The organism is Mariniluteicoccus flavus, assembly GCF_054776655.1.
The window spans coordinates 141,127-166,449 of record NZ_BAAHBN010000002.1 but is presented as its reverse complement, the minus strand read 5'-3'; the positions used below and the strand labels follow the sequence as shown (position 1 = coordinate 166,449).

At 69.8% G+C, this 25,323-nt stretch carries 27 protein-coding genes and 1 pseudogene; 9 read left to right on the top strand and 19 right to left on the bottom strand.

Going from position 1 to position 25,323, the window contains the following annotated elements; translation table 11 throughout:
- Positions 1-16 precede the first annotated feature (16 nt).
- The 4 genes from ACYVAG_RS04750 to ACYVAG_RS04735 all read right to left on the bottom strand — a co-directional run bounded on the left by ACYVAG_RS04750 (position 17) and on the right by ACYVAG_RS04735 (position 1,571).
- Positions 17-640 (bottom strand): hypothetical protein, encoded by a 624-nt coding sequence (locus ACYVAG_RS04750; protein WP_460767249.1) that lies wholly within the window; start codon positions 638-640, stop codon positions 17-19.
- Entirely contained in the window at positions 637-996 is a 360-nt protein-coding gene (locus ACYVAG_RS04745) for an RNA polymerase sigma factor (RefSeq protein ID WP_460768032.1), read from the bottom strand. Before ACYVAG_RS04745 ends, ACYVAG_RS04750 begins: the two co-directional genes overlap by 4 nt.
- Positions 997-1,056: 60 nt before the next feature.
- Entirely contained in the window at positions 1,057-1,233 is a 177-nt protein-coding gene (locus ACYVAG_RS04740) for an RNA polymerase sigma factor (RefSeq protein ID WP_460767246.1), read from the bottom strand.
- Between the two features lie 128 nt (positions 1,234-1,361).
- Positions 1,362-1,571 carry a hypothetical protein gene (locus ACYVAG_RS04735; RefSeq protein WP_460767244.1) on the bottom strand — a complete coding sequence of 70 codons (210 nt, stop codon included), beginning with the start codon at positions 1,569-1,571 and terminating at the stop codon, positions 1,362-1,364.
- 185 nt (positions 1,572-1,756) lie between these two features.
- Here ACYVAG_RS04735 and ACYVAG_RS04730 point away from each other — a divergent pair, with 185 nt between their 5' ends.
- From ACYVAG_RS04730 to ACYVAG_RS04720, 3 genes are all read left to right on the top strand, one after another.
- The gene (locus ACYVAG_RS04730) at positions 1,757-2,110 is read left to right on the top strand and encodes a hypothetical protein (RefSeq protein ID WP_460767241.1); all 354 of its coding nucleotides are present in this window, start codon (positions 1,757-1,759) and stop codon (positions 2,108-2,110) included.
- 179 nt (positions 2,111-2,289) lie between these two features.
- Positions 2,290-3,069, top strand: coding sequence for an ABC transporter ATP-binding protein (locus ACYVAG_RS04725; protein WP_460767238.1), 780 nt, complete (start codon positions 2,290-2,292; stop codon positions 3,067-3,069).
- A gap of 21 nt (positions 3,070-3,090) precedes the next feature.
- Positions 3,091-5,043, top strand: a complete 1,953-nt coding sequence (locus ACYVAG_RS04720; RefSeq protein WP_460767235.1) for an FtsX-like permease family protein — start codon at positions 3,091-3,093, stop codon at positions 5,041-5,043.
- A gap of 31 nt (positions 5,044-5,074) precedes the next feature.
- Here the strand turns inward: ACYVAG_RS04720 and ACYVAG_RS04715 are convergent, their stop codons facing one another.
- The 12 genes from ACYVAG_RS04715 to ACYVAG_RS04660 form a co-directional block, all read right to left on the bottom strand.
- A complete protein-coding gene (locus tag ACYVAG_RS04715; protein WP_460767232.1) occupies positions 5,075-5,689 on the bottom strand; it encodes a hypothetical protein in 615 nt (204 codons plus the stop codon).
- Positions 5,690-5,997: 308 nt separating this feature from the next.
- Positions 5,998-7,134: an ABC transporter ATP-binding protein gene (locus ACYVAG_RS04710; RefSeq protein ID WP_460767229.1), complete on the bottom strand. Its 1,137-nt coding sequence runs from the start codon at positions 7,132-7,134 to the stop codon at positions 5,998-6,000.
- A complete protein-coding gene (locus tag ACYVAG_RS04705; RefSeq protein ID WP_460767227.1) occupies positions 7,131-8,267 on the bottom strand; it encodes an ABC transporter ATP-binding protein in 1,137 nt (378 codons plus the stop codon). The genes ACYVAG_RS04710 and ACYVAG_RS04705 overlap by 4 nt, the downstream gene beginning before the upstream one ends.
- 17 nt (positions 8,268-8,284) lie before the next feature.
- Positions 8,285-9,259: an ABC transporter permease gene (locus tag ACYVAG_RS04700; protein ID WP_460767224.1), complete on the bottom strand. Its 975-nt coding sequence runs from the start codon at positions 9,257-9,259 to the stop codon at positions 8,285-8,287.
- On the bottom strand, positions 9,256-10,278 hold the full coding sequence (locus tag ACYVAG_RS04695) for an ABC transporter permease (protein WP_460767222.1): 1,023 nt from the start codon (positions 10,276-10,278) through the stop codon (positions 9,256-9,258). Before ACYVAG_RS04695 ends, ACYVAG_RS04700 begins: the two co-directional genes overlap by 4 nt.
- A 96-nt stretch (positions 10,279-10,374) precedes the next feature.
- Entirely contained in the window at positions 10,375-12,057 is a 1,683-nt protein-coding gene (locus tag ACYVAG_RS04690; protein ID WP_460767219.1) for an ABC transporter substrate-binding protein, read from the bottom strand.
- 201 nt (positions 12,058-12,258) lie between these two features.
- On the bottom strand, positions 12,259-13,380 hold the full coding sequence (gene proB, locus ACYVAG_RS04685; RefSeq protein ID WP_460768030.1) for a glutamate 5-kinase: 1,122 nt from the start codon (positions 13,378-13,380) through the stop codon (positions 12,259-12,261).
- The gene (gene obgE, locus ACYVAG_RS04680; protein WP_460767217.1) at positions 13,373-14,941 is read right to left on the bottom strand and encodes a GTPase ObgE; all 1,569 of its coding nucleotides are present in this window, start codon (positions 14,939-14,941) and stop codon (positions 13,373-13,375) included. Before obgE ends, proB begins: the two co-directional genes overlap by 8 nt.
- Positions 14,942-15,037: 96 nt before the next feature.
- Complete coding sequence (rpmA, locus tag ACYVAG_RS04675) at positions 15,038-15,316, bottom strand: 50S ribosomal protein L27 (RefSeq protein ID WP_460767214.1); 279 nt, start codon at positions 15,314-15,316, stop codon at positions 15,038-15,040.
- A 12-nt stretch (positions 15,317-15,328) separates the two neighbouring features.
- Positions 15,329-15,637, bottom strand: coding sequence for a 50S ribosomal protein L21 (gene rplU, locus ACYVAG_RS04670; protein WP_460767212.1), 309 nt, complete (start codon positions 15,635-15,637; stop codon positions 15,329-15,331).
- Between the two features lie 149 nt (positions 15,638-15,786).
- Positions 15,787-16,608 carry a hypothetical protein gene (locus ACYVAG_RS04665; RefSeq protein WP_460767209.1) on the bottom strand — a complete coding sequence of 274 codons (822 nt, stop codon included), beginning with the start codon at positions 16,606-16,608 and terminating at the stop codon, positions 15,787-15,789.
- Positions 16,605-16,940 (bottom strand): hypothetical protein, encoded by a 336-nt coding sequence (locus ACYVAG_RS04660; RefSeq protein ID WP_460767206.1) that lies wholly within the window; start codon positions 16,938-16,940, stop codon positions 16,605-16,607. Before ACYVAG_RS04660 ends, ACYVAG_RS04665 begins: the two co-directional genes overlap by 4 nt.
- 7 nt (positions 16,941-16,947) lie before the next feature.
- Here ACYVAG_RS04660 and ACYVAG_RS04655 point away from each other — a divergent pair, with 7 nt between their 5' ends.
- Together ACYVAG_RS04655 and ACYVAG_RS04650 are read left to right on the top strand one after the other, a co-directional pair.
- Positions 16,948-17,226: a hypothetical protein gene (locus ACYVAG_RS04655; RefSeq protein WP_460767204.1), complete on the top strand. Its 279-nt coding sequence runs from the start codon at positions 16,948-16,950 to the stop codon at positions 17,224-17,226.
- Between the two features lie 44 nt (positions 17,227-17,270).
- Positions 17,271-17,516: a hypothetical protein gene (locus tag ACYVAG_RS04650; RefSeq protein ID WP_460767201.1), complete on the top strand. Its 246-nt coding sequence runs from the start codon at positions 17,271-17,273 to the stop codon at positions 17,514-17,516.
- Between the two features lie 50 nt (positions 17,517-17,566).
- On the opposite strand, the gene ACYVAG_RS04645 is transcribed toward ACYVAG_RS04650, so the two are convergent.
- Positions 17,567-18,490 (bottom strand): TetR/AcrR family transcriptional regulator, encoded by a 924-nt coding sequence (locus ACYVAG_RS04645; protein WP_460767198.1) that lies wholly within the window; start codon positions 18,488-18,490, stop codon positions 17,567-17,569.
- 335 nt (positions 18,491-18,825) lie between these two features.
- On the opposite strand from ACYVAG_RS04645, the gene ACYVAG_RS04640 reads away from it, so the two are divergent.
- The 3 genes from ACYVAG_RS04640 to ACYVAG_RS04630 are packed head-to-tail and all read left to right on the top strand — an operon-like array spanning position 18,826 to position 20,862.
- Positions 18,826-19,992, top strand: a complete 1,167-nt coding sequence (locus ACYVAG_RS04640; RefSeq protein WP_460767195.1) for a glutathione-independent formaldehyde dehydrogenase — start codon at positions 18,826-18,828, stop codon at positions 19,990-19,992.
- 1 nt (position 19,993) lies between these two features.
- On the top strand, positions 19,994-20,563 hold the full coding sequence (locus ACYVAG_RS04635) for a type 1 glutamine amidotransferase domain-containing protein (protein ID WP_460767192.1): 570 nt from the start codon (positions 19,994-19,996) through the stop codon (positions 20,561-20,563).
- Positions 20,560-20,862 (top strand): putative quinol monooxygenase, encoded by a 303-nt coding sequence (locus ACYVAG_RS04630; protein ID WP_460767189.1) that lies wholly within the window; start codon positions 20,560-20,562, stop codon positions 20,860-20,862. Before ACYVAG_RS04635 ends, ACYVAG_RS04630 begins: the two co-directional genes overlap by 4 nt.
- Positions 20,863-20,922: 60 nt before the next feature.
- Here the strand turns inward: ACYVAG_RS04630 and ACYVAG_RS04625 are convergent, their stop codons facing one another.
- A complete protein-coding gene (locus tag ACYVAG_RS04625; protein ID WP_460767187.1) occupies positions 20,923-23,583 on the bottom strand; it encodes an excinuclease ABC subunit UvrA in 2,661 nt (886 codons plus the stop codon).
- Positions 23,584-23,726: 143 nt separating this feature from the next.
- On the opposite strand from ACYVAG_RS04625, the pseudogene ACYVAG_RS04620 reads away from it, so the two are divergent.
- Positions 23,727-24,517, top strand: a pseudogene (locus ACYVAG_RS04620) (benzoate/H(+) symporter BenE family transporter).
- Between the two features lie 11 nt (positions 24,518-24,528).
- Here the strand turns inward: ACYVAG_RS04620 and ACYVAG_RS04615 are convergent.
- Positions 24,529-25,269 (bottom strand): hypothetical protein, encoded by a 741-nt coding sequence (locus ACYVAG_RS04615; RefSeq protein ID WP_460767184.1) that lies wholly within the window; start codon positions 25,267-25,269, stop codon positions 24,529-24,531.
- Positions 25,270-25,323: the final 54 nt, after the last annotated feature.

Sequence of the window (25,323 nt, the reverse complement as noted above, 5' to 3'; positions counted from 1 at the left end):
GGCTCGACGCGCGGCGTCAGGCCACCTTCCAGACCGCCTTCTCGTCCAGCGAGTTCTCGTATTCGAGCTCGGTGACCTTCGAGGTCGTGTCGACCACCTTCGCCGCCACCAGGCCCTCGCCGCACTGCCCCACCCCGAACTTGGTGTCCACCGGGAACGTGGTCGGGCCCACGCGTACGGTCTGGGAGACCGGCGTACGCCACCCCGTGGTGCGGGCGCTCCAGGACTCCAGGCCCATGCGTACGCGGCCGTCCTCGGTGCCGGGGACCTGCGGGATCTTCACGACGCAGACCTTGAGCTGGTAGGTGAAGTCGTCGCCCTCCTGGCGGAAGTTCGACAGGGTCACGGTGAAGTGCTCGAACGACGCGGTGGTGCCGGGGGCGAGGGTGGAGCCCCCGGAACGCGGCGGCGCGGGCGACGTCGTGACCGGGGCGGGCGTCGCGACCGGGCCGCCGGGCTGGGCATCGTCCTGGCCGACGACGCCGAAGACGACGCCGCCGCCGATGACCGCACCGGCCAGCGCCGCGGCGACCGGGACGAGCGCCGGCGCGCGGCGGCGTACGGGATCGGCCGGGGTGTCGAGCACGGTCTGGAGCATCAGCTGCGGGTTGGGCAGCGGTCGTTCCTCGGGGAGCTTCATGAGACCCCTCCTTCGTCGTTGCCGGCCAGCAGCTCTGCCGCCGGGGAGTCGGCCAGCGTACGCCGGGCCCGCGAGAGGCGGGAGCGTACGGTGCCCTGCGAGATGCGCAGGGCCGAGGCCGTCTCGCCGACGCCCAGGTCGGCCCAGCACACCATCTCGATCACGTCGCGCTGGCCCTGCGGCAGCAGGTCCAGCGACTGGTGGATCGCCTGCATCGTCGCCTCCGACTCCACCCACTGGTCGGTGTCGTCGGTCGAGGTCTGGGTCGCGGGACCGACCTTGTCGACGAGGTTGAGCCCGCGCATCGTGGAGCGCACCTCGTTGCTGCAGGCGTTGCGCGTCATCACCAGCAGGATGCCGCGGGCCGAGTCGTTCTTGAGGCGATCGACGCGGCCTCCGAGGCAGCGCTGCCAGAGCTAGGCGAACACCTTCTGGGTGACGTCCTGGGCCTGGTCCCAGTCGGCGAGCCGCCGGAACGCGTGGTTGTAGACCGCACCGCTGTGGCGGTGGAAGATCTCGGAGAACGCGTCCTCGTCGGCCTCGAGGAGCCGACGCCACAGGTCGCGGTCGGACGGTGCTTCGGTCAGGGTCATCTCGCGGCATCGGGTCGGGGGCTGGGTGCTACGCGAGAGTAGCCGATCGAGGCCCACACCTCCCCCGATGGCGTGGGCCTCGACGGTGATCATTGGTCAACCGTTCATCTTCGCTGGCGAATTGACGGTCAGTTGTCCAGGTTCCAGACGAACGTCTCGTCGAAGCCGTTGCGGTAGACGACCTGCTTGGTCGGGACGTTCTCGTCGGCCTTCACGAAGGCGACCTTCCCGGTCGCGCACTCCCCGTCGCGGAGGTTGCGCTCGGCGTTGTGCTGGCCGTTGTGGGCGGCGCCGTCGCCGTACGGGTAGGTCATCTCGGGCGTGCCGCCCTCGAACATGCCGGCCCGGGCGGTGCGGTGGCGGCGAAGGCGGCGGCGGTGGTCTTCAGGGTCTTGGCAGTCATTCTGGGGGCCTCTCGGGATGGTCGGACTGCTTCGGACACCAACCTGATTCCGGCGGGAGGTGAGGTGTTCCACGAATCAAGGAGAAAGTTGGTGCGGACCCCGACCTGGGTGTTGGGCGCATGCAGCGGCCGCGCGTGATGGCAGCCGTCGCCCCGCCCGGCGCGGGGGGTGGGGCGCTCACCACGTCAGGCATCCTGCACCTCGTGTTCGGCGTCGTGGGATTCCTCGGCATGGGGGCTGCGGCCATCATCGCCCGCCCTTGGCTCGACCGTCGCCGACCGCACGGAGGGCCGCTTTCGCTGGCTGCGGGCCTCGTCATCATCCTGGCCTTCCTGCTGGGCGGCGCCCTCTCGGCCTTCCCGTTCGGGGTCGGCCTCATCTGGCTCGCCGTCCTGGCCATCTGGGGGTGGTTGGGACTCGCCTCGATCACCGCGTATCGTGCGATCCCCCATCCCCTCGTGGAACGCCGATGACCCAGGTCCGGTCGTCGAGTTCGGGAGACGGCTCTGGAGAGGGCGAGGTGCCCAACCAGTGCCGTCTCCATCCTTCGATGGAAGTACGCGGGTTCGTCCCTTCGCCCGTCGCGGCCGGGGGTCCGCGAAACCTAGCGTCGTTGGTGAGCAGATCGCTCACACGATGTCAGGAGTCCTTCGTGTCACCCACCCCCTCGGCGCCCTTCGCGCCACCGCTGCCCACCGGTCGGCCGGGATCGCCCGGTCCCGACCACCCACCCGCCCTGCAGCTCGTCGACGTGCGCAAGGCGTACGCCCAGGGTCCCGACGCCGTGATCGCCCTGCGCGGCATCGACCTCACGCTCTCGCGCGGATCGTTCACCGCTGTGATGGGGCCGTCGGGCTCGGGCAAGTCCACGTTCCTCAACTGCGCGGCGGGGCTCGGCACCCCGACGAGCGGGACCATCCACGTCGGCGACACCGAGCTGAGCGGGCGCTCGGCCGACTTCCTGACGAAGTTCCGCCGCGACCGCCTGGGGTTCGTCTTCCAGGCCTACAACCTCGTCCCCCAGCTCACAGTCGCCCAGAACGTCGGGCTCCCGCTGCTGCTGGCGGGCCGACCGGCCGACCACGCGCGCCAGACCGAGCTGCTGGAGGCCGTCGGCCTCGGCGGCATGGAGCGGCGTACGCCCGGTGAGCTGTCGGGCGGCCAGGCCCAGCGCGTGGCTCTCGCCCGCGCCCTCATGACGACGCCGGAGGTGCTGTTCGCCGACGAGCCGACCGGCGCGCTCGACAGCCGCACGGGCGCGCAGATCATTCGACTGCTGCGCAGCGCCGTGGAGTCGAGCCTGCAGACGATCGTGCTGGTCACCCACGACCGGTCGTCGCCGCGGCGGCCGACCGGGTTCTGTTCCTCGCCGACGGCCGCTTCGTCGGCCACCTCATCGAGCCGTCCGCGGCCGAGGTCGCAGCCCACCTGACCGAGATCGGCGGGCACTGACATGTGGCGCCTCGCAACGTCCACCGTCCGGGCCAACCGGGTGCCCTTCGCCGGGACGTTCCTCATGATCGCCCTGGCGTCCGCCCTGCTGTCGGGGGTCGGCGTACTGATGGAATCAGGCCTGCGCGCGGGCCGCGCTCCCGGAGGCTTCGGCCCCGGCGCCGGCGACCAGCTGACCACGCTCGCCGGATCGGTCGCCGGGGTCGCCCTCGGCATCGTCATGATCGTCCTCGCGTCCACCATGGCGCTGGTGGTCCAGCAGCGTCGCCGCGGATTCGCCCTGCTGCGGGCGATCGGCGCCACCCCGGGCCAGCTGCGGCTGATGCTCACCCAGGAGCTCGTTGTCGTCGGCTGCATCGCTGCACCCGTGGGTGCCGTGCCCGGGGCGTTCGCCGCCGTGGCTGCCCAGCCGCTGCTGGTGGCTGCCGGGGTGATCCCGGCGGGGTTCGCCATCACGGCCTCGCCGTGGCCGATCCTCGTGGCGGTGGCGGTGGTCGTCCCGGCAGCCCTCATCGCGGCGGTGCTCGGCGCGCGTCGCCACCTGGCGATCGCCCCGACCGACGCCCTGCGGCAGGCGGCCATCGAGTCGCCGGCCCTGTCGCGCGGCCGCATCGTGGGCGCCTGCGTCTGCGCCGTGGCGGGGCTCGTATCGGCGTTCTCGCCGTGGGTGCTGCCGGGCGCGCTCGGCGGAGCGACCGCCGGGGCCTCGGCCCTGCTGTTGATCACCGCGGCGGGGCTCGCCGGACCGCTCCTGGTCGACCGGGCCTTCGCGCTGGCGGCCCACGGGTCGGACCGGACCCGCGGGGGTGCCGGCGTACAGCTCGCCCTGGCCAACACGCGCGGATTCTCGCGCCGCCTCACGGCGGTCGTCGTGCCGCTGGCCCTGGTGGTGACGCTCGGCACGGTGCAGAACCTCGTCGGGGCCACGCTGGGATCTGCGGCGACCGCGCAGCTCAGGACGGGCTTCACGCCCGACCTGATCGTGGGCGACGGGACCGGCGTTCGGCCCGAGGACGTCGCCCGCCTGCGCGCGCTGCCCGGCGTACGCGAGGTGGCGCCGACCAGCACCATCCCCGCGGAGGTGCGGTCGGACCACGACGAGGAGGATCCCCTCCCGGGCGACCTGGCCCTGGAGTGGGAGCCGGTGCCGGTGCTCGCGGTCCCGTCGGACATCTCCCCCGGGCTGCTGGACCTCGGGGTCACCGAGGGCTCGCTGGCCGAGCTCGCGCGCCCCGGCACCATCGCGATCAGCCGCGACGCCCGCATCGAACACACGCTGGCGCTCGGATCGACCGTCGACGTGCGCGCGGCCGGCGGCACGGTGACCGCGACCGTCGTCGCGGTCTATGACCGGGGCCTCGGCTTCGGTGCGTTCGCCGTCGGCGAGGGCTCGGCGGCGGCGCTGGCGCCAGGCGGTTCCGCAGGAACGGTTCTGGTGGACGCCGAGCCCGGCCGTGCGGCCGAGGTGGAGGCAGGCGTACGCGGTCTCGGGCTGGACCTCACCGACCGGGATGCCCACATCGCCGCGGCGGTCCGGGCGGAGGGACAGTCCCAGACGGTCTCGCTGGGGGTGCTGCTGATCCTGCTGGCCTTCGTCGCGGTCGGGGCGCTGAACGCGTTGGCGATGACGACACTGGGGCGACGCGACGAGTTCACGCTGCTGCGGGTGATCGGCACGTCGCGGGCGCAGATCCTGCGTACCGGGGCGGTCGAGGCCGCGATCGTCGCGGCGGCGGCGATCGGGCTGGGAGTGGTGACGGTGCTGCCGGCGGTGGCCGGGGTGACCCTGGGGTTCGCCCAAGCGGTGGTGCCCACGCTGAGCTGGCCGTTGGTGGCGGGGCTCGTGGTCACGGCGGCTCTGGCGCCGGTGGTCGGGATTCCCCTCGTGGCGGCGGGCATGACGCGCACGTCACGCGAAGGGCGGCGGGCGCGGACGGTCGCGTCGGCCGTCTGAAGGTGGGGCACCCCGTCGTTGCCGCTGGCGCTCAGGCCGCGGCGACCGACGGGGTCTCGCGCGCGGCGCCGGCGGCGGCGCGGATGAGGTAGAGGACGACGTTCACCACGTACGCGAGGCCGATGACCGTGGCGACGATCGTGACCGACGGCTCGTGGGTGGCGAGAGCCCAGGCGAACCACGTGGCCTGGGTGAGCACCTGGAACAGCAGCGCGCTGAGCGAGACGCCGGTGACGTGGGTCGACCGGACGAGGTCGACGGCCTGGGCGATGAGGCCGATGAGGCCCGGCAGGAAGGCGGCGACGGCGAACGCGACGGGTCCCCAGGCCTGGCCGATGGCGAACATGAGCGCGCCGACCGCGGCGACCGGGGCGTACGCGCGGACGAGGCCCACGCTGCGATGCCGGGCGATCAGGCCGACAATGGTGGCGGCCGACAGCATCAGCACGAAGTTGGGGACGACGATGGTGGCGTTCTTCAGGACCCCGCCGTGAAGCGTCCAGCCGAGGCCGCACGCCGCGATGGCCTGCCAGGAGACCAGCGAGAGGCCGGCGGCGGTGCGTACGCGCACGAGCCGCAGGAGCTGGGGAAGGTTGGCGAGGATGGACAGCGTCGCCGCCGCCCAGGAAAGCACCACAACGAGCACGGAGAATCCTTCGACGAGGGGGCGGGCGCCCCGGGGACCAGCGTACGAGTGGGGTGACCGGGCGGTCGAATCGGGCGCACGCGTGGCCGCTTCGGCCCAGACGCCGGATCCTGCGTAGCCATCGTGGCGCGGAGCCCCGCGTACCGCTGTCGCGTGTGCGTGTGTTGGGTCGACACGCCGCGAGCGAAACGCAACTTGTGCAGCGGTGTGCACAAGTTGCGTCCGAGGCGGAGCCGAGGGCGGGTCCGAGGCGGAGCCGAGGGTGGGTCCGAGGCGGAGCCGAGGGTGGGTCCGAGGCGGGCCGAGGGTCAGCCGCGATGCTCCAGTGGCTCGGCGACCTGGTCGGACTTCGGCGTCACCTTGCCCGCCAGGATGTCCTCGGCGTAGTGGCATGCCACGCGGCGGCCCGGCTTCACCTCGCGCAGCTCAGGCACCTCGGAGTCGCACTTCGACTCCTGGCGCCACGGGCAGCGCGTGTGGAAGCGGCAGCCCGACGGCGGGTTGGCCGGCGAGGGAAGGTCGCCGGTGAGCAGGATGCGCTCGCGGGTGTCCTCCACCTCGGGGTCCGGCACGGGGATCGCCGACATCAGCGCGATCGTGTAGGGGTGGAGCGGCTCGGCGTACAGGTCGTCGGAGGAAGACTCCTCGACGAGCTTGCCGAGATACATCACGCCGATGGTGTCGGAGATGTGGCGCACGACGGCGAGGTCGTGGGCGATCACCACATAGGTCAGCCCGAACATCTCCTGCAGCCGCTCGAGCAGGTTCAACACCTGAGCCTGCACCGACACGTCGAGCGCCGAGACCGGCTCGTCGGCGATCACGAGGTCGGGGTTCAGGATGACCGCGCGGGCGATGCCGATGCGCTGGCGCTGGCCGCCCGAGAACTCGTGGGGATATTTCTCCAGCGCCGAGCGCGGCATGCCGACGAGCTCGAGCATGCGGACCGCCTTGGCCAGGTAGGCCTTGTCGGAGTTCGCCCCGAACTCCGCCTTGTCGGCGTCGGACAGCCCGTGGACCTTCAGCGGCTCGACCAGCAACGACTGGATCGACTGGCGCGGGTCCAGCGAGCTCATCGGGTCCTGGAACACCATCTGCATGCGGCGGCGCAGCGTACGCAGGGTCTCGCCCTTGAGCGCGGTGATGTCGGTGCCGTCGAACGTGATGGTGCCGCCCGCGGTGTCCTCGAGGCGCAGCAGGGCGCGGCCGAGGGTCGACTTGCCGCAGCCGGACTCCCCCACCAGGCCGTAGGTGCGGCCGCGGGGGATGTGGAGGTCGACGCCGTCGACGGCCTTCACGTGGCCGACGGTGCGGTCGAAGAACAACCCCTGCTTGATCGGGTAGTGGACCTTGAGGTCGTCGACGACGAGGAGCGCGGGGCCGTCGGCGGCCTCGGTGATCTGGGTGTGGGTGCCCTGGGGCTCAGCGGCGTGGGCCGGGGTCATCGGGCCACCTCCTCACGGATCGGGGCGTCGGCCGGGTGGACGCAGCGCGCCCGGTGCTCGAACGCCATCTCGGCCAGCTCGATGTCGGGGGTCACGCAGTCGTCCTGCGCGTGCATGCAGCGGGGTGCGAACGCGCAGGCCTTCGACCACGAGATCGTGTCGCGCGGCGTGCCGGGGATCGGGGTCAGCGGGGCCCCGCGATCGCCGTCCAGACGGGGAATCGAGTTCAGCAGCCCCTCGGTGTAGCGGTGGCGCGGATGGGCGAACAGCTCCCGGCGGGGGGCGTATTCGACGATGCGGCCCGCGTACATCACGTTGACGTGGTCGCACAGACCGGCCACGACGCCGAGGTCGTGGGTGATCATGATCATCGCGGTGCCCATGTCACGCACGAGCTCGGCGAGCAGCTCGAGCACCTGGGCCTGGATGGTCACGTCGAGCGCGGTCGTCGGCTCGTCGCAGATCAGCAGTTTCGGCTTGCACGCAAGGGAAACCGCGATGAGGGCGCGCTGGCGCATGCCGCCGGACAGCTGGTGGGGATATTCGGTGAACCGCCGCGCCGGGTCGGGGATGCCGCAGCGGTCGAGCAGCTCGATGGCCTCCGCCTTCGCGTCCTTCGCCGAGATCTTCTGGTGGGCGTGCAGGACCTCGGTGATCTGCTGGCCCACGGTGCACACCGGGTTCAGCGAGCTCATCGGGTCCTGGAACACCATCGCGAGTTCCTTGCCGCGGAGGCGGGTCAGCTCGCGCGACGACAGCGTCAGCAGGTTCTTGCCGCGATAGAGCGCCTCACCCGACACCTGGACGCCGCGGCGCGGCAGCAGGCCCATGATCGCCATCGACGACACCGACTTGCCAGAACCGGACTCCCCCACGATGCCGACGACCTCGCCGGGGCGGACGTCGAACGAGACGCCGTCGACGGCCTGGAACGGCGTCTGGTTGCGTCGGCCGAACGACACCGACAGGTCCTTCACGTCGAGCAGGACCTCGGCGCGCTCGCCGCCGGCCTTGGCGTGGGATTTGGTGCCGGAGGTCGTCTGGGCCCCGTGGGAGGTGTCGCGCTTCGGCGCGGCGAGGCGCTCATCGGGCGTCTCGGGCTGGGGGTTCTGCGGTTCTGCGCTGTGGGACATGGAGTTCTCCTGGCCCGTCACTTGCGGGACTTGGGGTCGAGGGCCTCGCGCATGGCCTCGCCGAGCAGGGTGAACCCCAGCGCGGTGATGGCGATGCAGACGCCCGGCAGCAGGGTCAGGTGGGGCGCCGACTCGAGGCGCTCCTGGCCCTTGACGAGCATGCGGCCCCACTCGGCGACGGTCGGGTCGGGAGCGCCCAGGCCGAGGTAGGACAGGGCGGCGACCTCGATGATGGCCGTGGCCAACATCAGGGTGGCCTGCACGATGACCGGGCCGAGTGAGTTCGGCAGGATGTGACTCATCACGATCGTGCGGTGCTTGAGACCGAGCGAGGTCGAGGCCAGCACATAGTCCTGGCCACGCTGCTTCAGCATCGACGCGCGGAGCAGGCGCGCGAACACCGGGATCTGGGCGGCCGCGATGGCCACCATCAGCGCCTCGGGCCGGCGGCCCATGATCGCCGCCACCGACACCGCCAGCAGGAGCGCCGGGATCGACAGCAAGATGTCGACGAAGCGCATGACGAGGGTGTCGACCCAGCCGCCGAACGCGCCGGCGAGGCCGCCGACGATCGCGCCGCCCAGCAGGCCGAGCAGCGTCGAGACCACACCGATGATGAGCGACTGGCGCGCGCCGTAGATGAGCTGGGTGACGAGGTCGGAGCCGAAGGAGTCCAACCCCAGCGGGTGTTCCGCGGAGAAGGGCGGGAGCGTCGTCGGAGTGATCTCGTTGGCCCACTCGGTGCTGGACGGCTTGAAGGGCGCCAGCACCGGGGCGAGCAGCGCGACGAGGATGAACACCGCGACGATGATCGCGCCGATGATCGCCGACGGGTTGCGGCGCAGGCGCTGGAAGGCGCCGGCCCACAGGCTCGTGCCGGTCTCCTGGGAGTCGGCCTGCGGGCCCATGGCGTCGATGAGGGCCTGGGGACGGCGGGACTGGATGTCGATGCTCCTCGACTCGCTTCGCTCGCTCGGAGAACGTTCGGTCATGACGCACGCATCCTCGGGTCGAACACCCCGTAGAGCAGGTCAACCAGCAGGTTGACGAGGGCGTAGATGATCGCGATGAACAGGATGAACCCCTGCAGCACGGCGTAGTCGAGGCTGGAGATCGCCTCGAACAGGTAGGAGCCGATGCCGTTGAAGGCGAACACGCCCTCGGTGAGCACCGCACCTGATAGCAGGTGGCCGGTCTGGAGACCGATGGTGGTGATGATCGGCAACATGGCGTTCTTCAGCACGTGGCGGCGATTGATCAGGCTCTGGGCGAGGCCCTTGGCCGTGGCTGTGCGGACGTAGTCCTCGCCCAGCACGTCGAGCACCGAGGCGCGGGTCATGCGAGTGACAGCGGCCAGCGGGATCGAGCCCAGCGCGATGCCGGGCAGGATCAGGTGGACGATCGCATCCCACGCGGCGTCGAATTCCCTGGTGAGGAAGCCATCCAGGACATAGAAGTTCGTGATGTGGGTGGCGTCCAGGCGTACGTTCTGGCGACCCGACGTCGGCAGGACGGCGAGGAACTCCAGCCCGGGCAGGCCGATCGCGAAGACGACCTTCAGCAGGTAGGCCAGCACGAACACCGGGATCACGACGCCGATGAGCGAGTTCGTGACGGCGAGGGTGTCGAGGAAGCCGCCCGCACGCTTCGCGGCGAAATAGCCGAGCGGGATGCCGACGACGAGCGCGAAGAGCAACGCTGCGGTCGCCAGCTCAACGGTGGCAGGGAATCGGTGGAGGAATGTGCCGACCACCGGCTCGCCGGTGCGCGGTGAGTTGCCGAAGTCGCCCTGGATCAGCTGGGAGACGTATTTCACGTACTGCACGAGCAGGGGCTGGTCGAAGCCGTACTGGGCGTTGATGCGCGCGACGGCCTCGGGGGTGGCCTTGTCGCCGAGCAGCGCCGACGCCGGATCTCCCGGCAGGGCACGCAACCAGGCGAACAGCAGGACGCTCAGCCCCACCAGCACCGGCACCATCAGCAGGAGCCGACGCACCACGAATCTCAACATGGGATGTCCTCACGTGCGTGCCGTGGACGGGAGCCCTGCGGCCCCGTCCACGGCACGGTGTTGTTCAAGCGGTGATCTTCAACGTGGCTTGGATTCTCAGCGCTTGACGGTGACGGTGTTCCAGACCTCGTCCTGGACGGGGCTCGGGGTGTAGCCCTCGACGCCCTTGCCGAACGCCAGCGACGGCGCGGGGTGGGCCAGCGGCACGCCCGGGATGAAGTCGGCGATCTGGGCGTTGACCTTCTTGTAGGCCTCTTCCTGCTCGGCCTTGGTCGACAGCTGACGCGCGTCCTGCAGCGCCTTGAACAGCTCCGGGTTGTCGAAGCCCCACTCGAGGCCCTTCTTGCCGAAGAACACGCCGACGAAGTTGTCGGGGTCGTTGTAGTCGCCGGTCCAGCCGAGGAAGTGGATGTCGCGCTTGGTGACGCCGTCGGCCTTGCGGGTCATGTCGAGGTAGTCAGGGCTCCACTTGGCCGTGACCGGCTCGACCTTCACGCCGACCTTCTCGAGCTGGCCCTTGATGGTCACGAAGGAGTTCTCGGGCGTCGGCATGTAGGGACGCGAGACGCCGGTCGGGTAGGCGAACTTCAGGGTGAGGTTCTCCTGCCCGGCCTCCTTCAGGAGCTGCTTCGCCTTCTCCGGGTTGTAGTCGTATTTCGTGACCCCGGCGTTGTAGCCCACCACGTTGTCGGGCATGAACTCGATCGCGGGCTTCGTGCCCTCCGGCAGGCTCTGCTTGACCAGCGCCTCCTTGTCGATCGCGTAGCTCAGGGCCTCGCGTACCTTCTTGTCCTTCAGGGCAGGCGTGGCCTGGTTGAAGGCGAGGTAGAAGATCGTGAACGGCGGGCGCGCCTTGACCTGCAGGCCCTTATCCTTCAGCGCCTGGATGTCGGACGGGGCGACCAGGTCGTAGGCGTCGATGTTGCCGGCGACGAGCTCCTGCGTGCGGGCCTTGGGGTCGGAGATGATGCGGACGATCGCCTTCGAGATCTTGGCCTTCTGGCCGTGGTAGGCGTCGTTGCGGTCGAGGACGACCTGCTGGCCGCGGTCCCACTTCGCGAACTTGAACGGGCCGGTGCCGGTCGGGTGCTGGGTCGCGTACGCCGAGAAGCGCGGGTCCTTCGCGTCGCCCTGGACGTCGTCGGCGTTGAACTCCTTCATCGCCTTCGGCGACTGCATCGCGAACGCCGGCAGGGTCATCGCGTCGATGAACGCGGCGAAGGGCTTGTTCAGCTTGATCGTGACCTGCTCGGCCGACTTGGCCTCGCAGCCCTCGTAGATGCCGGGCGTGCCGCCGGCCTCCGGGGTCTTGAAGCCCTGGAACAGCTTGCCGTAGTAGTAGGAGATGTTCTCGTTCTGGTTCAGGCCCTTCCAGTTCGCCCAGCGCTCGAAGTTGGCGCAGACGGCCTCGGCGTTGAAGTCGGTGCCGTCGTGGAACTTGACGCCCTGCTTCAGCGTGAAGCTGTGGGACTTGCCGTCGGTCGCCGACTCCCACTTCGTGGCGAGCAGCGGCTCGACGGTCGTGGTGCCGGGCTGGGCCGAGACGAGACCCTCGAAGAGCTGGCGCGAGATGCGGAACGACTCGCCATCGGAGGCGAACGCCGGGTCCAGCATGACCGGGTCGGACGAGCCCGCGAAGATGAAGGTGTCGTTGGCGCCGGACTTGGCGTCGCCGCCGGTGCCGGCGTCGCGCTTGGACTCGGCGCAGGACGCCATGGTCCCGGCGAGGGCCACGGCCGCGAGGGTCGCGATGCCGCGGCGAAGGATGTGATTCTGCACGTTGCCTGCCTCAGAACTCGTTGTTTCCCGGGTGATCGGGTGGCGGCGACTCTAGTACAGGCCTGTGGGACCTCGAACGATCACGAACATCACAATCTCCGTTACATTTCCAGCGAGGCCAAGGTCTGGGACGGATCTTCTCGCGATGTGGTCAGGCGGAACGCCCTCACGTTCTCCGAGCGAGCGCAGCGAGACGAGGAGTCAGCGCAGCACCGTCAGCACGTCGCGGTGCACCGCCTCGCGCTCGAACTCCGGCCCGAACTCCGCGAGGATCGCCTCGCTCGAGCGGCCCCTGATGCGGTCGAGGTCGGCGGCGTCGTACGCCACCAGCCCCCGCGCGATCACCACCCCGTCGGGCGCGACGAGGTCGACCGGCTCCCCCGCGGCGAAGTCGCCGCGGACGGCCGTGACGCCGACGGGCAGCAGAGAGGCCTTGCGCTCGGCGACCGCGCGGACCGCGCCGGCGTCGAGGACGAGCGCGCCGGCCGCGTGGGTGGCGTGGGCGAGCCACAGCAGCCGGGTCGGGCGGCGCTTGCCGGTGGGGTGGAACAGGGTGCCGACGTCGTCACCGCGCAGGGCGTCGGCGGCGCGGTCGGCCGAGGTGACGATCGCCGGAATGCCCGCCTGGGTGGCGATCTGTGCGGCCTCGACCTTGGTGGCCATGCCCCCGGTGCCGACCCCGGAGCCCACGCGCGAGGTGTCGGTCGCGGCGAGGTCGGCGGCGGAGCGGACGTCGGTGATGCGCCGGGCGCCCGGACGCGCAGGGTGGTCGGTGTAGAGCGCGTCCACGTCGCTGAGCAGGACCAGCGCGTCGGCGTGGACGAGGTGGGCGACGAGCGCCGCCAGCCGGTCGTTGTCGCCGAAGCGGATCTCGTCGGTCGCCACGGTGTCGTTCTCGTTGACGATGGGGGTGACACCGAGCTCGAGCAGCCGGGCGAAGGTGCGGTGGGCGTTGCGGTAGTGGCCCTGGCGCGTCACGTCGTCGACGGTCAGCAGGACCTGGCCCACCGCGTACCCGTGGGTCTGGAAGCGGCGCGTGTAGTCGGCGACCAGCAGGCCCTGGCCGACCGACGCCGCGGCCTGCTGGGTCGCGAGGTCGCGCGGCCGCCGTGCGAGGCCGAGCGGCTGCAGGCCGGCGGCGATGGCGCCGGACGAGACGAGCACCACCTCACGACCCTCGGAGCGCACGGCCGCGAGCGCGTCGACGAGCGCGCCCAGGCGCGCGGGGTCGATCGCCCCCGCGGGCGTCGTCAGGGACGAGGAGCCGACCTTGACGACGACGCGGGGCGCGTGGGCGATGGCGGTGCGGGTCACGTCACCCATCGTCGCGGGTGGCGTCGTCACCGACCTCGTACTCCCACGGACCGGACGCGTAGGAGTCCGACACGTCGGTGGTCGTGCCGCGTGCGTACCCGCGGCGCATGCCCTGGGTCTCCACGGCGTTCTCGTCCTTCTCGGCCTGGTAGGTCGCATCGCGCTCGCGACGCCGGATCGCCGCCGGGCGCTCCTCGTCGAACCGCTGGTCCTCGCCGCGGCGGCCGAGCATCTCGGCGCCGGTCTCGAGCTGCGGGTTGAAGTCGAACACGACGGCGTTGTCGCCGCCGATGGCGACGGCGTCGCCGGTGCGGGCGCCCTCCTGGAGGAGCTTGTCCTCGATGCCGAGGCGGTTGAGGCGATCGGCCAGGTAGCCCACGGCCTCGGGGTTGCCGAAGTCGGTCTGGCGCACCCACCGCTCGGGCTTGGCGCCGCGTACGCGCCACATCAGGCCACCCTCGCCGTCGCCGATCTGCTTGACGGTGAACTCGGCCACCTTGCCGCCGCGTACGCCCTCGGGCCTGATGACGATGCGGTTCGGGACCGGCTCGGGCAGCGTCGCGCGGCGCTCCTCGACGATCGCGGCCATGGCGAAGGTCAGGGCCTGCAGCCCCTCCCCCGACTTGGTCGAGATCTCGAAGACCCGATAGCCGCGGGCCTCGATCTCGCCGCGCACGATCTCGGCGAGGTCGTGGCCGTCGGGGATGTCGACCTTGTTGAGGGCGACCAGCCGGGGCCGGTCCTCGAGGCCGCCGTGGGCGGCGAGCTCGCCCTCGATCACGTCGAGGTCGGACGCGGGGTCGCGGCCGGGCTCGTAGGTCGCGGTGTCGATCACGTGCACCAGCGCGGCGCAGCGCTCGATGTGGCGCAGGAAGTCGAAGCCGAGGCCCTTGCCGACCGACGCGCCCTCGATCAGGCCGGGCACGTCGGCGACGGTGAAGGTGGTGTCACCGGCGACCACGACGCCGAGGTTCGGGATCAGCGTGGTGAACGGATAGTCGGCGATCTTCGGGCGCGCCCGGCTGATGGCGGCCACGAGACTGGACTTGCCGGCGCTCGGGAACCCCACGAGGCCAACGTCGGCGACGACCTTGAGCTCGAGCTGGATGTTGCGGGCCTCGCCGTCCTCGCCCAGCAGGGCGAAGCCCGGGGCCTTGCGGGCAGAGGTCGCGAGGGCCGCGTTGCCGAGGCCGCCCTTGCCGCCGGCCGCAACGACGAGCTCGGATCCCGCACCCGTCAGGTCGGCGAGCAGCTCGCCGGTGTCGGCGTCGGTCACGACCGTGCCGTCCGGCACGCCCAGGACGATGTCGTCGCCCTTGGAGCCGAACTGGTGGTCGCCCTTGCCGGGCTGGCCGTTGGTGGCCTTGCGCTTGTGCTGCCGGTGATATTCGACCAGCGTCGTCAGGTCGGCGTCCACCCGGAGGATCACCGAGCCGCCGTCACCGCCGTTGCCGCCGTCGGGCCCGCCCAGCGGCTTGAACTTCTCGCGGTGGACCGACACGCAGCCGTGGCCGCCGTTGCCGCCCGCGACCTCCAGGGTCACGCGGTCGACGAAGGAAGGAATGGCCATGGTGCTCTTCTCTGCTCGGTTCGGAGGTTCAGTCTAGGACGTGGAAATGCAGCAGGGGACGGCCCCGAAGGACCGTCCCCTGCTGGGAAGAATGGATCACTCCGCCGCAGCGGCGACCTTGGCTTCGACCGGCTGGATGTTCACGACGCGGCGACCGCGACGCGTGCCGAACTCGACGTGGCCCTCACGCAGCGCGAACAGGGTGTCGTCGCCACCGCGACCGACGCCCTCGCCCGGGTGGAAGTGGGTGCCACGCTGACGCACGATGATCTCACCGGCGTTGACGAGCTGACCGCCGAAGCGCTTCACGCCGAGGCGCTGCGCATTGGAGTCACGACCGTTTCGCGTCGAGGACGCGCCCTTCTTGTGTGCCATCTGTCAGCCCCCTCAGGCCTTGATTCCGGTGACCTTGACCTGCGTGTAGCGCTGGCGATGTCCCTGGCGCTTCCGGTAGCCGGTCTTGTTCTTGTATTTCATGATGCGGATCTTGGGACCCTTGGTCTCGGCGAGAACCTCGGCCGTGACCGTCGCCTTCTCCAGCTTGCCAGCCTCGGAGGTGATGGACTCGCCGTCCACCAGGAGGAGCGGCTGCAGCTTCACGCTGGCACCGACCTCGTCGTTGACCTTGTCGATCTCGACAACGTCGCCCACGGCAACCTTGTGCTGGCGGCCGCCACTGCGCACGATCGCGTACACGCCTGACCTACTCTCTTCTACGTCGTCTGGACTCAGACCTCGCGCCATCAAACAGACGACCCGGCCTCGGTGAGGTGCCGCGATCGGCCGACAAGGGCCGGGACCGCTGAGCACCGAGGGACAAGACTACGCGGCGGTCGCCAGCCGGGTCAAACCGACGGCTCGGGGTCGTCGGGGCCGCCGATCGGGCCCCGTGGCAGGAGCGGCCAGGGAGATGCCGGGTCCATGGGCGGGGATGGCGGTGCGGCCGCGGCTCCGGGCAGCAGGGGCCAGGCGCTGGAGTCCGCACGGCCCCCGCGAGCAGGGGCGGCGGGGTCCGGCGTCGCGGCGTCATCCACCGCGATGTCGGGTGTCTGCCCCGCCGGCGTACCCACGCGACCGAACCGCGCGTACACCTCCGCTCCGAGCCGGTCGGCCAACTCGACCAGGAACAGGGCCTCGTCGTCGAACGCGTCGAGGGCCTCGGCGGGCGACGTGGCACCGGTGCGGACGTGGAGGAGGTGGCGGTCGCACACCGCGAGGTCGAGCGGGCGATGCGTCACGAGGAGGTCGCGTACACCACCCACGAATCCCCCCAGCCATTCCCGGGCGAACGCGGACCGGGGATCGCCGTGGTCGGTGGCGTCGACGCGATACATGAGGTCGAAGGTCTGGTCGCCCAACGCGACATCGTCCTCGACCCGGAAGCGCTGGGGCGAGAGGTGGAGGTGGGGCAACGACCCGTCGAGCTCGACGACGAGGACCCACGCCACGCAGCGCCCGGCCCGGTCGAGGGCACGCGCACCGAGGACCTGCCGGTCGCCGCGGGTGGTGGCCAGGACGTGCTCGTACGCGACCGCCTGCACCCGTCGCCGCAGTTCGCCGCGGACGTCGTCCAACGCGGCGAAGGCGTCGCCGCCCGGGGCGTGCGTGTAGCCGGGCGGCGGCGTGAAGCCGGTCCAACCGCGTCCCATGAAGCGCCGCGTTCTCACGGCCCCATGGTGGCAGGTCCGCGGGCGATCGTCCCGACGCCTCGGAGCGAGCGCACCTGGCCGCATGGGGCTACGGCCTGTCCGAGGTCGAGCAGATCGTCGTCGACGGCGGCAAGGCAGAAGCCGCCCGCCGCGCCGCTCAGGCCGACGCCATCCGAGGCACCGTCGCGGACGACACCACGGCCCAGGACGCCACCGACTTCGACCCGCTGAACCCAGCCAAGCAGAACCCCCGACAGGAGACAAGACCCCATGACCACGACGACCGGCACGATTTCCTCGCTCATGTTCGGCGAGTTCCACAGTCCCGCCGACGGGATCAGCGCCAGCACCCGAACCGTGACCGTGCTGCACCCCGACGGCCGCCAGGCCCCGACCGACGCCCGGCCCGCCGTGCGCCTGGTCACCCGCCCCCAGGTGACCGCCCTGCGCGGCGTCACCATGCACCATTTCGAGCCCGCCACCGGCTGCCCTCCCGACCGGGTGGGCTTCATGGCCTCCGGGGCGTGGGTCGTCATCGACTCCCCCACCGCCCGCGCCCTCAACATCACCCCGGCCGCCTACCCGCTGCACGACCGCAGCGAGACGTCCGCCCGCTACGCGGCACTCAGCGAGTGACCGCCACCACCGCCCCCGACCGACCCACAGCGACAGGACCCCTCATGCTCACCATCACCCACACCCACGAAGCCGGAACCCTCATCGACGGCACCACCAAGGGCGACGGCACCGCCGCCGTCCTCAAGGCCTCCGGGTGGCGCTGGGGCCACAGCATCGCGGCATGGTTCATCCCGAACAGCCGCGACCACCTCCCCCACGGCTGGAAGATCAACCGCACCGTGACCGCGCTACGCGCCGCCGGTTTCGAGGTCACAACCGAACTCAGCATGGAGCACCGCCTCGCCTGATCCCTGCACGCCCACAGGCGCATGGTAGGTCGAGCCACCGACAGGGACAGCTACAGCAGCGCCTCGAGCGACCTCGACAGGGCCCGGTCGGCCCGGTCGCCGTCGCCAGCCTGGCGCATGACGCTCGCCCCGTCGATCGCAGCCGCCAGCTCGGCCGCGCTCGTGACAGGGCTGCGCGAGCCCGCCGCCTCGAAGAGCCGGCGCAGCACCCCAGCACGCCAGTCACGATGTGCCAGCGCCACGATCCGCGCCGGGTGATCGTCCTCGCGGAACAGCTGCGCCGCGTGCAGCAGCAAGTCCGCTCCGGGCGGGTTCGACAGGCTCCGCACCGCCTCCGCCAGCGCCTCGACGGCGCCGAGCTCACGTGCATCCATCTTCGCGAGCTGGTCGACGGCGAGCTGATGCCGGCGCTCGAGGACGGTCGCCGTCAGGTCTGCCGACGACCCGAACCGCTTGTAGAACGTGGCTCGGCTCGTCGGCACAGTCTCCACGATCAGGTTCACACCTACCGCGTTGATCCCGTGCTCCACGAAAAGCCGATCGGCAGTCTCGATGATCGCCTCCCGAGCCGTGACGGGAACGTTCGGGTTCAGCCGCTCCACGGCTCGACGAACCATCGCCACCGGCTTCGGCTCCGGACCCTCGGCCGCCGCGTCGAGAGCGAGCTGCAACAGCCGCTCACGCTCCGTCGCCGGCCAGTCACGCAGCATCGCCGCGGGCGAGTCCGGGTGCACAGTGACAGTGACGCGGCGGCCGAGCCGCCGGGCGATGGGACGAGCCAGGTCGGCCCACTCCTTACCCGTCACCCCCAGCGCGCCGATCCCGGCGCTCTGCGCCTGACCACGCCGTTGCCGGTCGAGCCAAATCGAGTACGCGACGGCCCCGTGCGCAGGCAACGTGAACCGAGGAGGCAGGGTCAAGTACTCGCGAGGCACCGAGACTTCACGCGGAAGGCCGGCGGCTCGATCGGTCATGGGGGCATCGTCGCAGAGGGTCCGCGTCTGTCTGGATACGACGGCCTACCGGGTTCAGGTCGACAGGCCGCCGCAGCATCAGACGTCAATGGACACGAGTGGTCCGTGACGAGCAGGCGGGGTCTGGGCCTGGTCACACGCTAACGGCACTGCGGCGTTTTCGGGTCAACCGATTTAACCCTCTCCGCCCACAAACGATCGTTTACGGTGCACTCGCGATAGAGTGGTTTCGGCGGGCGTTCAATGTCTCGCGAAGGGCTGGCGTTGTCAAGGCCCTACCAGCAGGCTATCGAGGCCAGCAGGCTCTCGAGCAACACCATTTGATTGGAGTAGACATGAAAGCAGTAGTGTACGAGGGACCCCGTCAGGTCAGCACGAAGGACGTCCCGGACGCGAGGATCGAGCGACCCACCGATGTCCTGGTCAGGGTAACAACGACGAACATCTGCGGCTCGGACCTCCACATGTACGAGGGGCGGACGTCCTTCGAGGTAGGCCGGACGTTCGGTCACGAGAACATGGGGGAGGTCATCGAGGTCGGTAGTGGCGTGGAGAAGGTCAGGGTCGGAGACCGGGTTGTGCTCCCGTTCAACATCTCGTGCGGATTCTGTAAGAACTGCGAACGCGGCCTGACCAACTACTGTCTCACCACCCAGCCCGAACCATCATTTGCCGGTGCGGCCTATGGGTTCGCCGACATGGGTCCCTATGGCGGTGGCCAAGCGGAATTGCTCCGTGTGCCTTTCGGTGACCACAACGCGCTGCGCCTGGGCGAGGATGCGGAGGAGAGGGAGAACGACTACGTCATGCTCTCTGACATCTTCCCCACCGGCTACCACGCCACAGAGATGGCCGGCGTGATTCCCGGCGACAGCGTGGTGATTGCGGGGGCGGGTCCGGTCGGATTGATGGCCGCTCTGTCCGCGATGATCAAGGGCGCGGCAAAGGTGATGGTGGTCGATCGCCACCCTGACCGGCTCGCGTTGGCCGAGCAGATCGGCGCGATTGCCATCGACGATTCCAAGGTCGACCCCGTGCAAGCTGTTCTCGACGAGACGATGGGGCTCGGAGCTGACCGTGGCTGCGAATGCGTGGGCTACCAGGCCCACGATCCCCAAGGCAACGAGGACACGGCCGCCACGCTGAACATGCTCATTAACTCGGTCCGCTTCACAGGAGGAATCGGCACCGTCGGCGTGTTCGTCCCCCAGGACCCTGGAGCCAGAAATGACCTCGCCAGGCAGGGAAAGGCGGCCATCGATTTCGGCACGCACTGGTTCAAGGGTCAGACCATGGGTAGCGGTCAGGCCCCCGTCAAGCGGTACAACCGCCAGCTGCGGGACCTGATCGCCGCCGGCAAGGCGACCCCCTCGTGGATCGTCTCCCACGAGATCTCGCTGGACCAAGCCGCCGATGCCTACAAGAACTTCGACGCCAGGTCCAAGGGTTGGACCAAGGTCCTCATCAAGCCCGGGATGTCGACCGAGAAGCAGGCGAGCTGATATGACCGAGATGCTACAGGGCAGGAGAGTTGCCATTCTCGCCGCCGACGGGGTCGAGCGGGTCGAGCTCGAAAAGCCCCGCGAGGCACTGGAGCGGGCTGGTGCACAGACCGAGGTCCTGTCAATCCATGACGGTGAGATTCAGGCGCGTGAGAACGATCTGGATGCAGCAGGCACGATCACCGTTCATGGGTTGGTCGCGCACGCCTCTGTCACCGACTATGACGCTCTGCTTCTCCCCGGGGGTACGGTGAACCCCGACCAACTCCGGGTTGACCCCGACGCGGTCTCCTTTGTCCGCGAGTTCGTCGAAAGCGGCAAGCCCGTTGCGGCGATCTGTCACGGTCCGTGGACGTTGATCGAGGCCGGCGTGGTCGGAGGTCGCACCTTGACGTCCTTCCCGAGCATCCGCACGGACCTGCGCAACGCCGGTGCGGACGTCGTCGACCAGGACGTCGTGGTGGACGGGAACCTGATCACCAGCCGCTCGCCCGATGACCTGCCTGCGTTCTGCGATACGATCGTGGCGAAATTTGCGAGCAATTCGACCCAGGAAGAGGTGATGTCATGAGCGTGACAAAGGGACTGCTTGTCAGGGTGGAGGCACTGCCCGGCAAGGAAGACGAGGTACAGGAATTTCTCGGTATCGGGCGAGGGCTCGTCGAGGAGGAACCGGCCACCGTCGCGTGGTTCGCGATCCGTCTGGGCCCATCCTCCTTCGGGATCTTCGACGTGTTCCCCGATGACGCCGGCCGCGACGCGCACCTGTCCGGCGCCGTCGCGACCGCTCTCGGCGAGCAGACCGGCAAACTGTTCAACGAGCCTACGATCGAGAAGTTGGACGTCCTGGCCTCTAAGCTCCCCGCCTGAGACCACGACCTCGTCGAGCGTGCCGCGGTCCGATTCTCACATCGCACAGCGGCACGCTCGTCACGATGGGGTCACGTTGGTAGCTGCCTGCAGTGCGGCGGCGAGATAGCCCGCGGAAGCACCGACGCCCTTATCCGCGACATGGGCGGGCGTACCAGCTGCAACCAAGGTCCCGCCGGCGTCGCCCGCGCCGGGTCCAAGATCGATCACGTGATCGGCCACCGCGATAACGCGCATGTCCAGCTCCGCGGCGACAACCGTGTTGCCTGCATCGACCAGCGTCTGCAGATGCGCGACCAGACGATCCGTATCGGCGCAGTGTAGCCCTGACGTCGGCTCGTCCAAGACGTACAGCGTGTCTCCGCGCTGCGCCCGCTGCAACTCGGTCGCGAGCTTGACACGCTGCGCTTCACCCCCGGAGAGCTCGGTTGCCGGTTGACCCAGCCGGAGGTAATCGAGTCCGACATCCGACAAAGCTGCCAGCGATCGCGTGATCTCCTCATCGCCCACGAAGAACAGGTTCGCCTCCTCAACGCTCATCGACAACACGTCCGCGACCGTGTGCCCCCTCCACGTGATCTCGAGCGTTGATGCCTTGTATCGGGTGCCGTGGCAGTCGGGACATTCGGTGTACACGGAAGGCAGGAAGAGGAGCTCGACCATCACCGATCCCTCGCCCTCGCAGGTCGGGCAGCGCCCGCCGGCGACATTGAAGGAGAATCGGCCAGGCTTGTACCCGCGGGAACGAGCTTCCGGGGAATCTGCAAATCGACGACGGACATGGTCGAACAGCCCGGTGTAGGTGGCGACGTTGGATCTCGGCGTCCGGCCGATGGGCCGCTGGTCGATGACGACCAGCCGCTGTACACCGGTGACGGGCCCGGCGACGCGCCCATCGAGACGCTCCGGCGCATCCGAGAGGAACGACTCGTCGCTGACCGGCTCGTCATCGGCCCGGACAGCCCGGCCAAGGCGATCGCCAAGCAGCGATGGAAGCGCCTGGCTAACCAGACTCGACTTGCCGGCCCCAGACACGCCCGTAACTGCGGTGAAGACACCCAATGGGATATCGACCGTGAGGTCGTGCAGGTTGTTCCGCGTCACGTTCTCCAGGCGCAGCCAACTGCGTGCCTCACGGGGTGTGCGAAGAGGGAGACCGCGGCCACCGAAGAGGTATCCGCGGGTCACGGACTCCTCAATATCAGCGAGCCCGTCGGGCGGGCCGCTATAGAGCACGCGGCCGCCGTGTTCACCGGCGCCGGGGCCGATGTCAACCAGCCAGTCCGCGTGCCGCATCACAGCCACGGAGTGTTCGACGATGAACAGGCTGTTCCCTCGCCCCTTGAGTCCATCCAGGATCTCGAGGAGCGCCGCCACGTCCTGCGGATGCAGCCCCGCCGATGGTTCGTCGAGGACGTAGACGACCCCGAAAAGATCAGAGCTGAGTTGCGTCGCGAGCCGGAGTCTCTGTAGCTCGCCGCCCGACAGTGTCGGGGTCGTCCGGCTCAATGACAAGTAACCCAGCCCCAGATCGACCAGTGGCCGAAGCCGCTGCAACACCCCTGAAGCGAGCTGGACCGCAGCAGCACGCTTCTCTGGCGCTCGGCTTGCGGTGGGTCGCACATCGGGCGCAGGGGCAAGCGGAGCCTTGCCCGCAGCGCCCTGCCCTTCCCCCGCGGCACGCAGAGACGCAGCGTCGGAAGAGGCGGCCTCGTGGTCCTCCAAGCGTGCGACGACTCCCGACAGGGTCGTGGCAAGTTCCCGAATCGGCAGTCGAGAGAGTTCAGCGATGTCGAACCCTTCGAACGTGACAGACAGCGCCTCGGGCTTCAGCCGCTTGCCATCGCAGACGGGGCAGATCGCAGCGGTGAGGAACTGCGCGACGCGCCGCTTCATCGAGGCGCTCTTCGTGTTCGCGAACGTGTCCAGAATGTACCGGCGAGCCCCGACGAATGTGCCCGAGTAGCTCGGCTCCACACCTGCCTCGATCGCAGCTTTGGACTCAGAGAGCGAGAGCCGAGAGTGGACCGGAACGAAGGGGGTCTCATCGGTATACAGGATCCAGTCCCTGTCTTCTTTCGGCAGGTCCCCCCACGGCACATCGACGTCGTAACCGAGAGCAACCAGCACGTCGCGCAGCTGATGGCCGTGCCACGCGGTCGGCCAGGAAGCGATGGCACGTTCGCGGATGGTGAGCGAGGGGTCCGGGACCATCTGCTGCTCGTTCACCGCGTACACGCGTCCGATGCCGTGGCATTCCGAACAGGCCCCTTCGACCGTGTTCGCGGAGAAGTCCTCCGCATACAACATCGGCTGCTCGTCCGGGTAGTCCCCGGCCCTCGAGTACAGCATCCGCACCAAGCTCGACAACGTGGTGATGCTGCCCACGGTCGATCGGGCATTCCCGGCACCGCGCTGCTGCTGCAGGGCGACCGCAGTCGGCATCCCCGTGATCGAGTCGACATCGGGCACTCCCGCCTGATCGATCAGACGGCGGGCGTACGGTGCGACCGATTCCAAATAGCGTCGCTGCGACTCGGCGTACAGCGTCCCGAACGCCAGCGAGGACTTTCCCGATCCGGACACACCGGTGAAGACGACCGTTGCATCGCGCGGCACCGTAAGGTCGACATCCTGCAGATTGTGTTCTCGGGCGCCGAGAACGCGAACGTCGGGCTGCACCGAGAGCTTCGGCGGCACGACCGCAGAGGATTCAACCATGGTTGAATGTTAGCAACGTACGGAAAGGTCGGACGGGCTGCGGCCTGCGGCCTGGGTTCCACACCAATAACGGCGCGGTGTGCGGCAGTGGTGGCTCGCAGTGCGACACCGGCCAGCGGATCCCGACCTCGCTGGCGAACGCGATGCTGGCCGGGGTGCTGCTGACGCTGTGCGTGGCGCCCTTCGCGTCCCTGGCCAAGAACCCTGCCGCGATCGGCCCCGTGGTCGTGGTGTGGCTGGTTCTGCTGCGGGTCGCCCCGACGTGGGCCGTGCCCGCGGCGCTGGTCGCCGGGCTGGGCGTCATGGCCGCGACCGGCTCGCTGTGGCGCGCGGGCGACCCGCCGCTCCTCCCCTCCCCCGGCCTCGTGGCGCCGCACTTCGACCTCGCGGCGTGCGTGGCCATCGGCGTACCCCTGTTCCTGGTGACCATGACGTCGCAGAACATCCCCGGCGTGCCGTGATGAAGTCGTTCGGCTATCGGGTGCCGTGGCTGCCGGCGCTCGCGTACACGGGCGGGGCGAGCGTGGCGAACGCGTTCCTCGGCGGGCCCTGCATCAATCTCGCCGCCATCTCGGCGGCACTGGCGGCCGGCCCGGACGCCGGTCCGGACCCCGCGCGGCGCTGCCGCGCGGGCGTCGCGTGCGGCGTGACCTACCTTCTGCTCGTGCCGGCGTCGGCACTGGTGGTGGCGGTCGCGCAGGTCGCGCCGGCCGGCATGTTCGCGGCCATCGCCGGGCTCGCGTTGGTCGCCACGTGGGCCAACGCGACGGCGAACGCGCTCGGCGACGGGGCGCACCGCATGCCCGCGGCCCTGACCATGGTCATCGCCGCGTCGGGCTTCTCGGTGTTCGGCGTGGGCGCCGCGTTCTGGGCGCTGCTGGGCGGGCTCTTGATGTACGCGCTGCAGCACCGGCCCGCGCGTACGCCGGGCTGACGGGCGTCGGGTCAGCGCAGGTCGTGGGGGTTCGCGAGCGGCCCCGAGGTGGTGGTGACCGGCGGGACCCACGCGGCGTACCGCGCAAAGACCTCGTCAGGGATCCGGTCGGCGATGAGGGCGAGCTGGGTGCCGCGGTTCTGGGCGTACGCGACGGCCTTGGGCACGTCGCCGACCTTGGGCGTGGACACGAGGAAGCGACCGCGGATGCGCCACGCGAAGGCGACCTCCTTCATTTGGCGGACCACCGCCGGCGTGAGGATCGCCGAGACGTAGGCCCGGGACTCGTCGGTGTCGTCGTCCCAGCCCGTGACGTGGTAGAGCCGGTCGAAGTGGGCGTCCCCGGTGTCGTGATCGCCCCGGCGGTCGGCTTTGTGGGGCTCGCGCACGACGTCGAGGGGCGGCAGGGGCGAGCGCAGGGGCACCATCAGATACCACTGGCGCCAGCCCTCCGGGTCGACGTGCTCGAAGGCCACGAAGCGGGTGGGTTCGGCGTTGCTGGACCGGCGGGCCCCGACGAAGCCCTCGAGCCGGTTCTCGAAGTGGCCCGGGCCGAAGCCGTCGGGCGGGACGGTGTCGGCCCAGAGGTCCTCGATGCCGCGGGCCCCGGGGTCGAGCGTCATCGAGTCGGGGATGTGGCGCGTGATCGCGAAGATGTTGCGCAGGCGGCGGTCGCGACGCCGGCGACGCGGCGCCTTCTTCCGTCCTGACGGGAACAGCAGGTCAGCGAGCGCGTCGAGGAATGCGGCCATGGGGCCCATCCAAGCAGGCCCGCCCGCGTCAGGAACGCCGACGGCGCCCGGGTG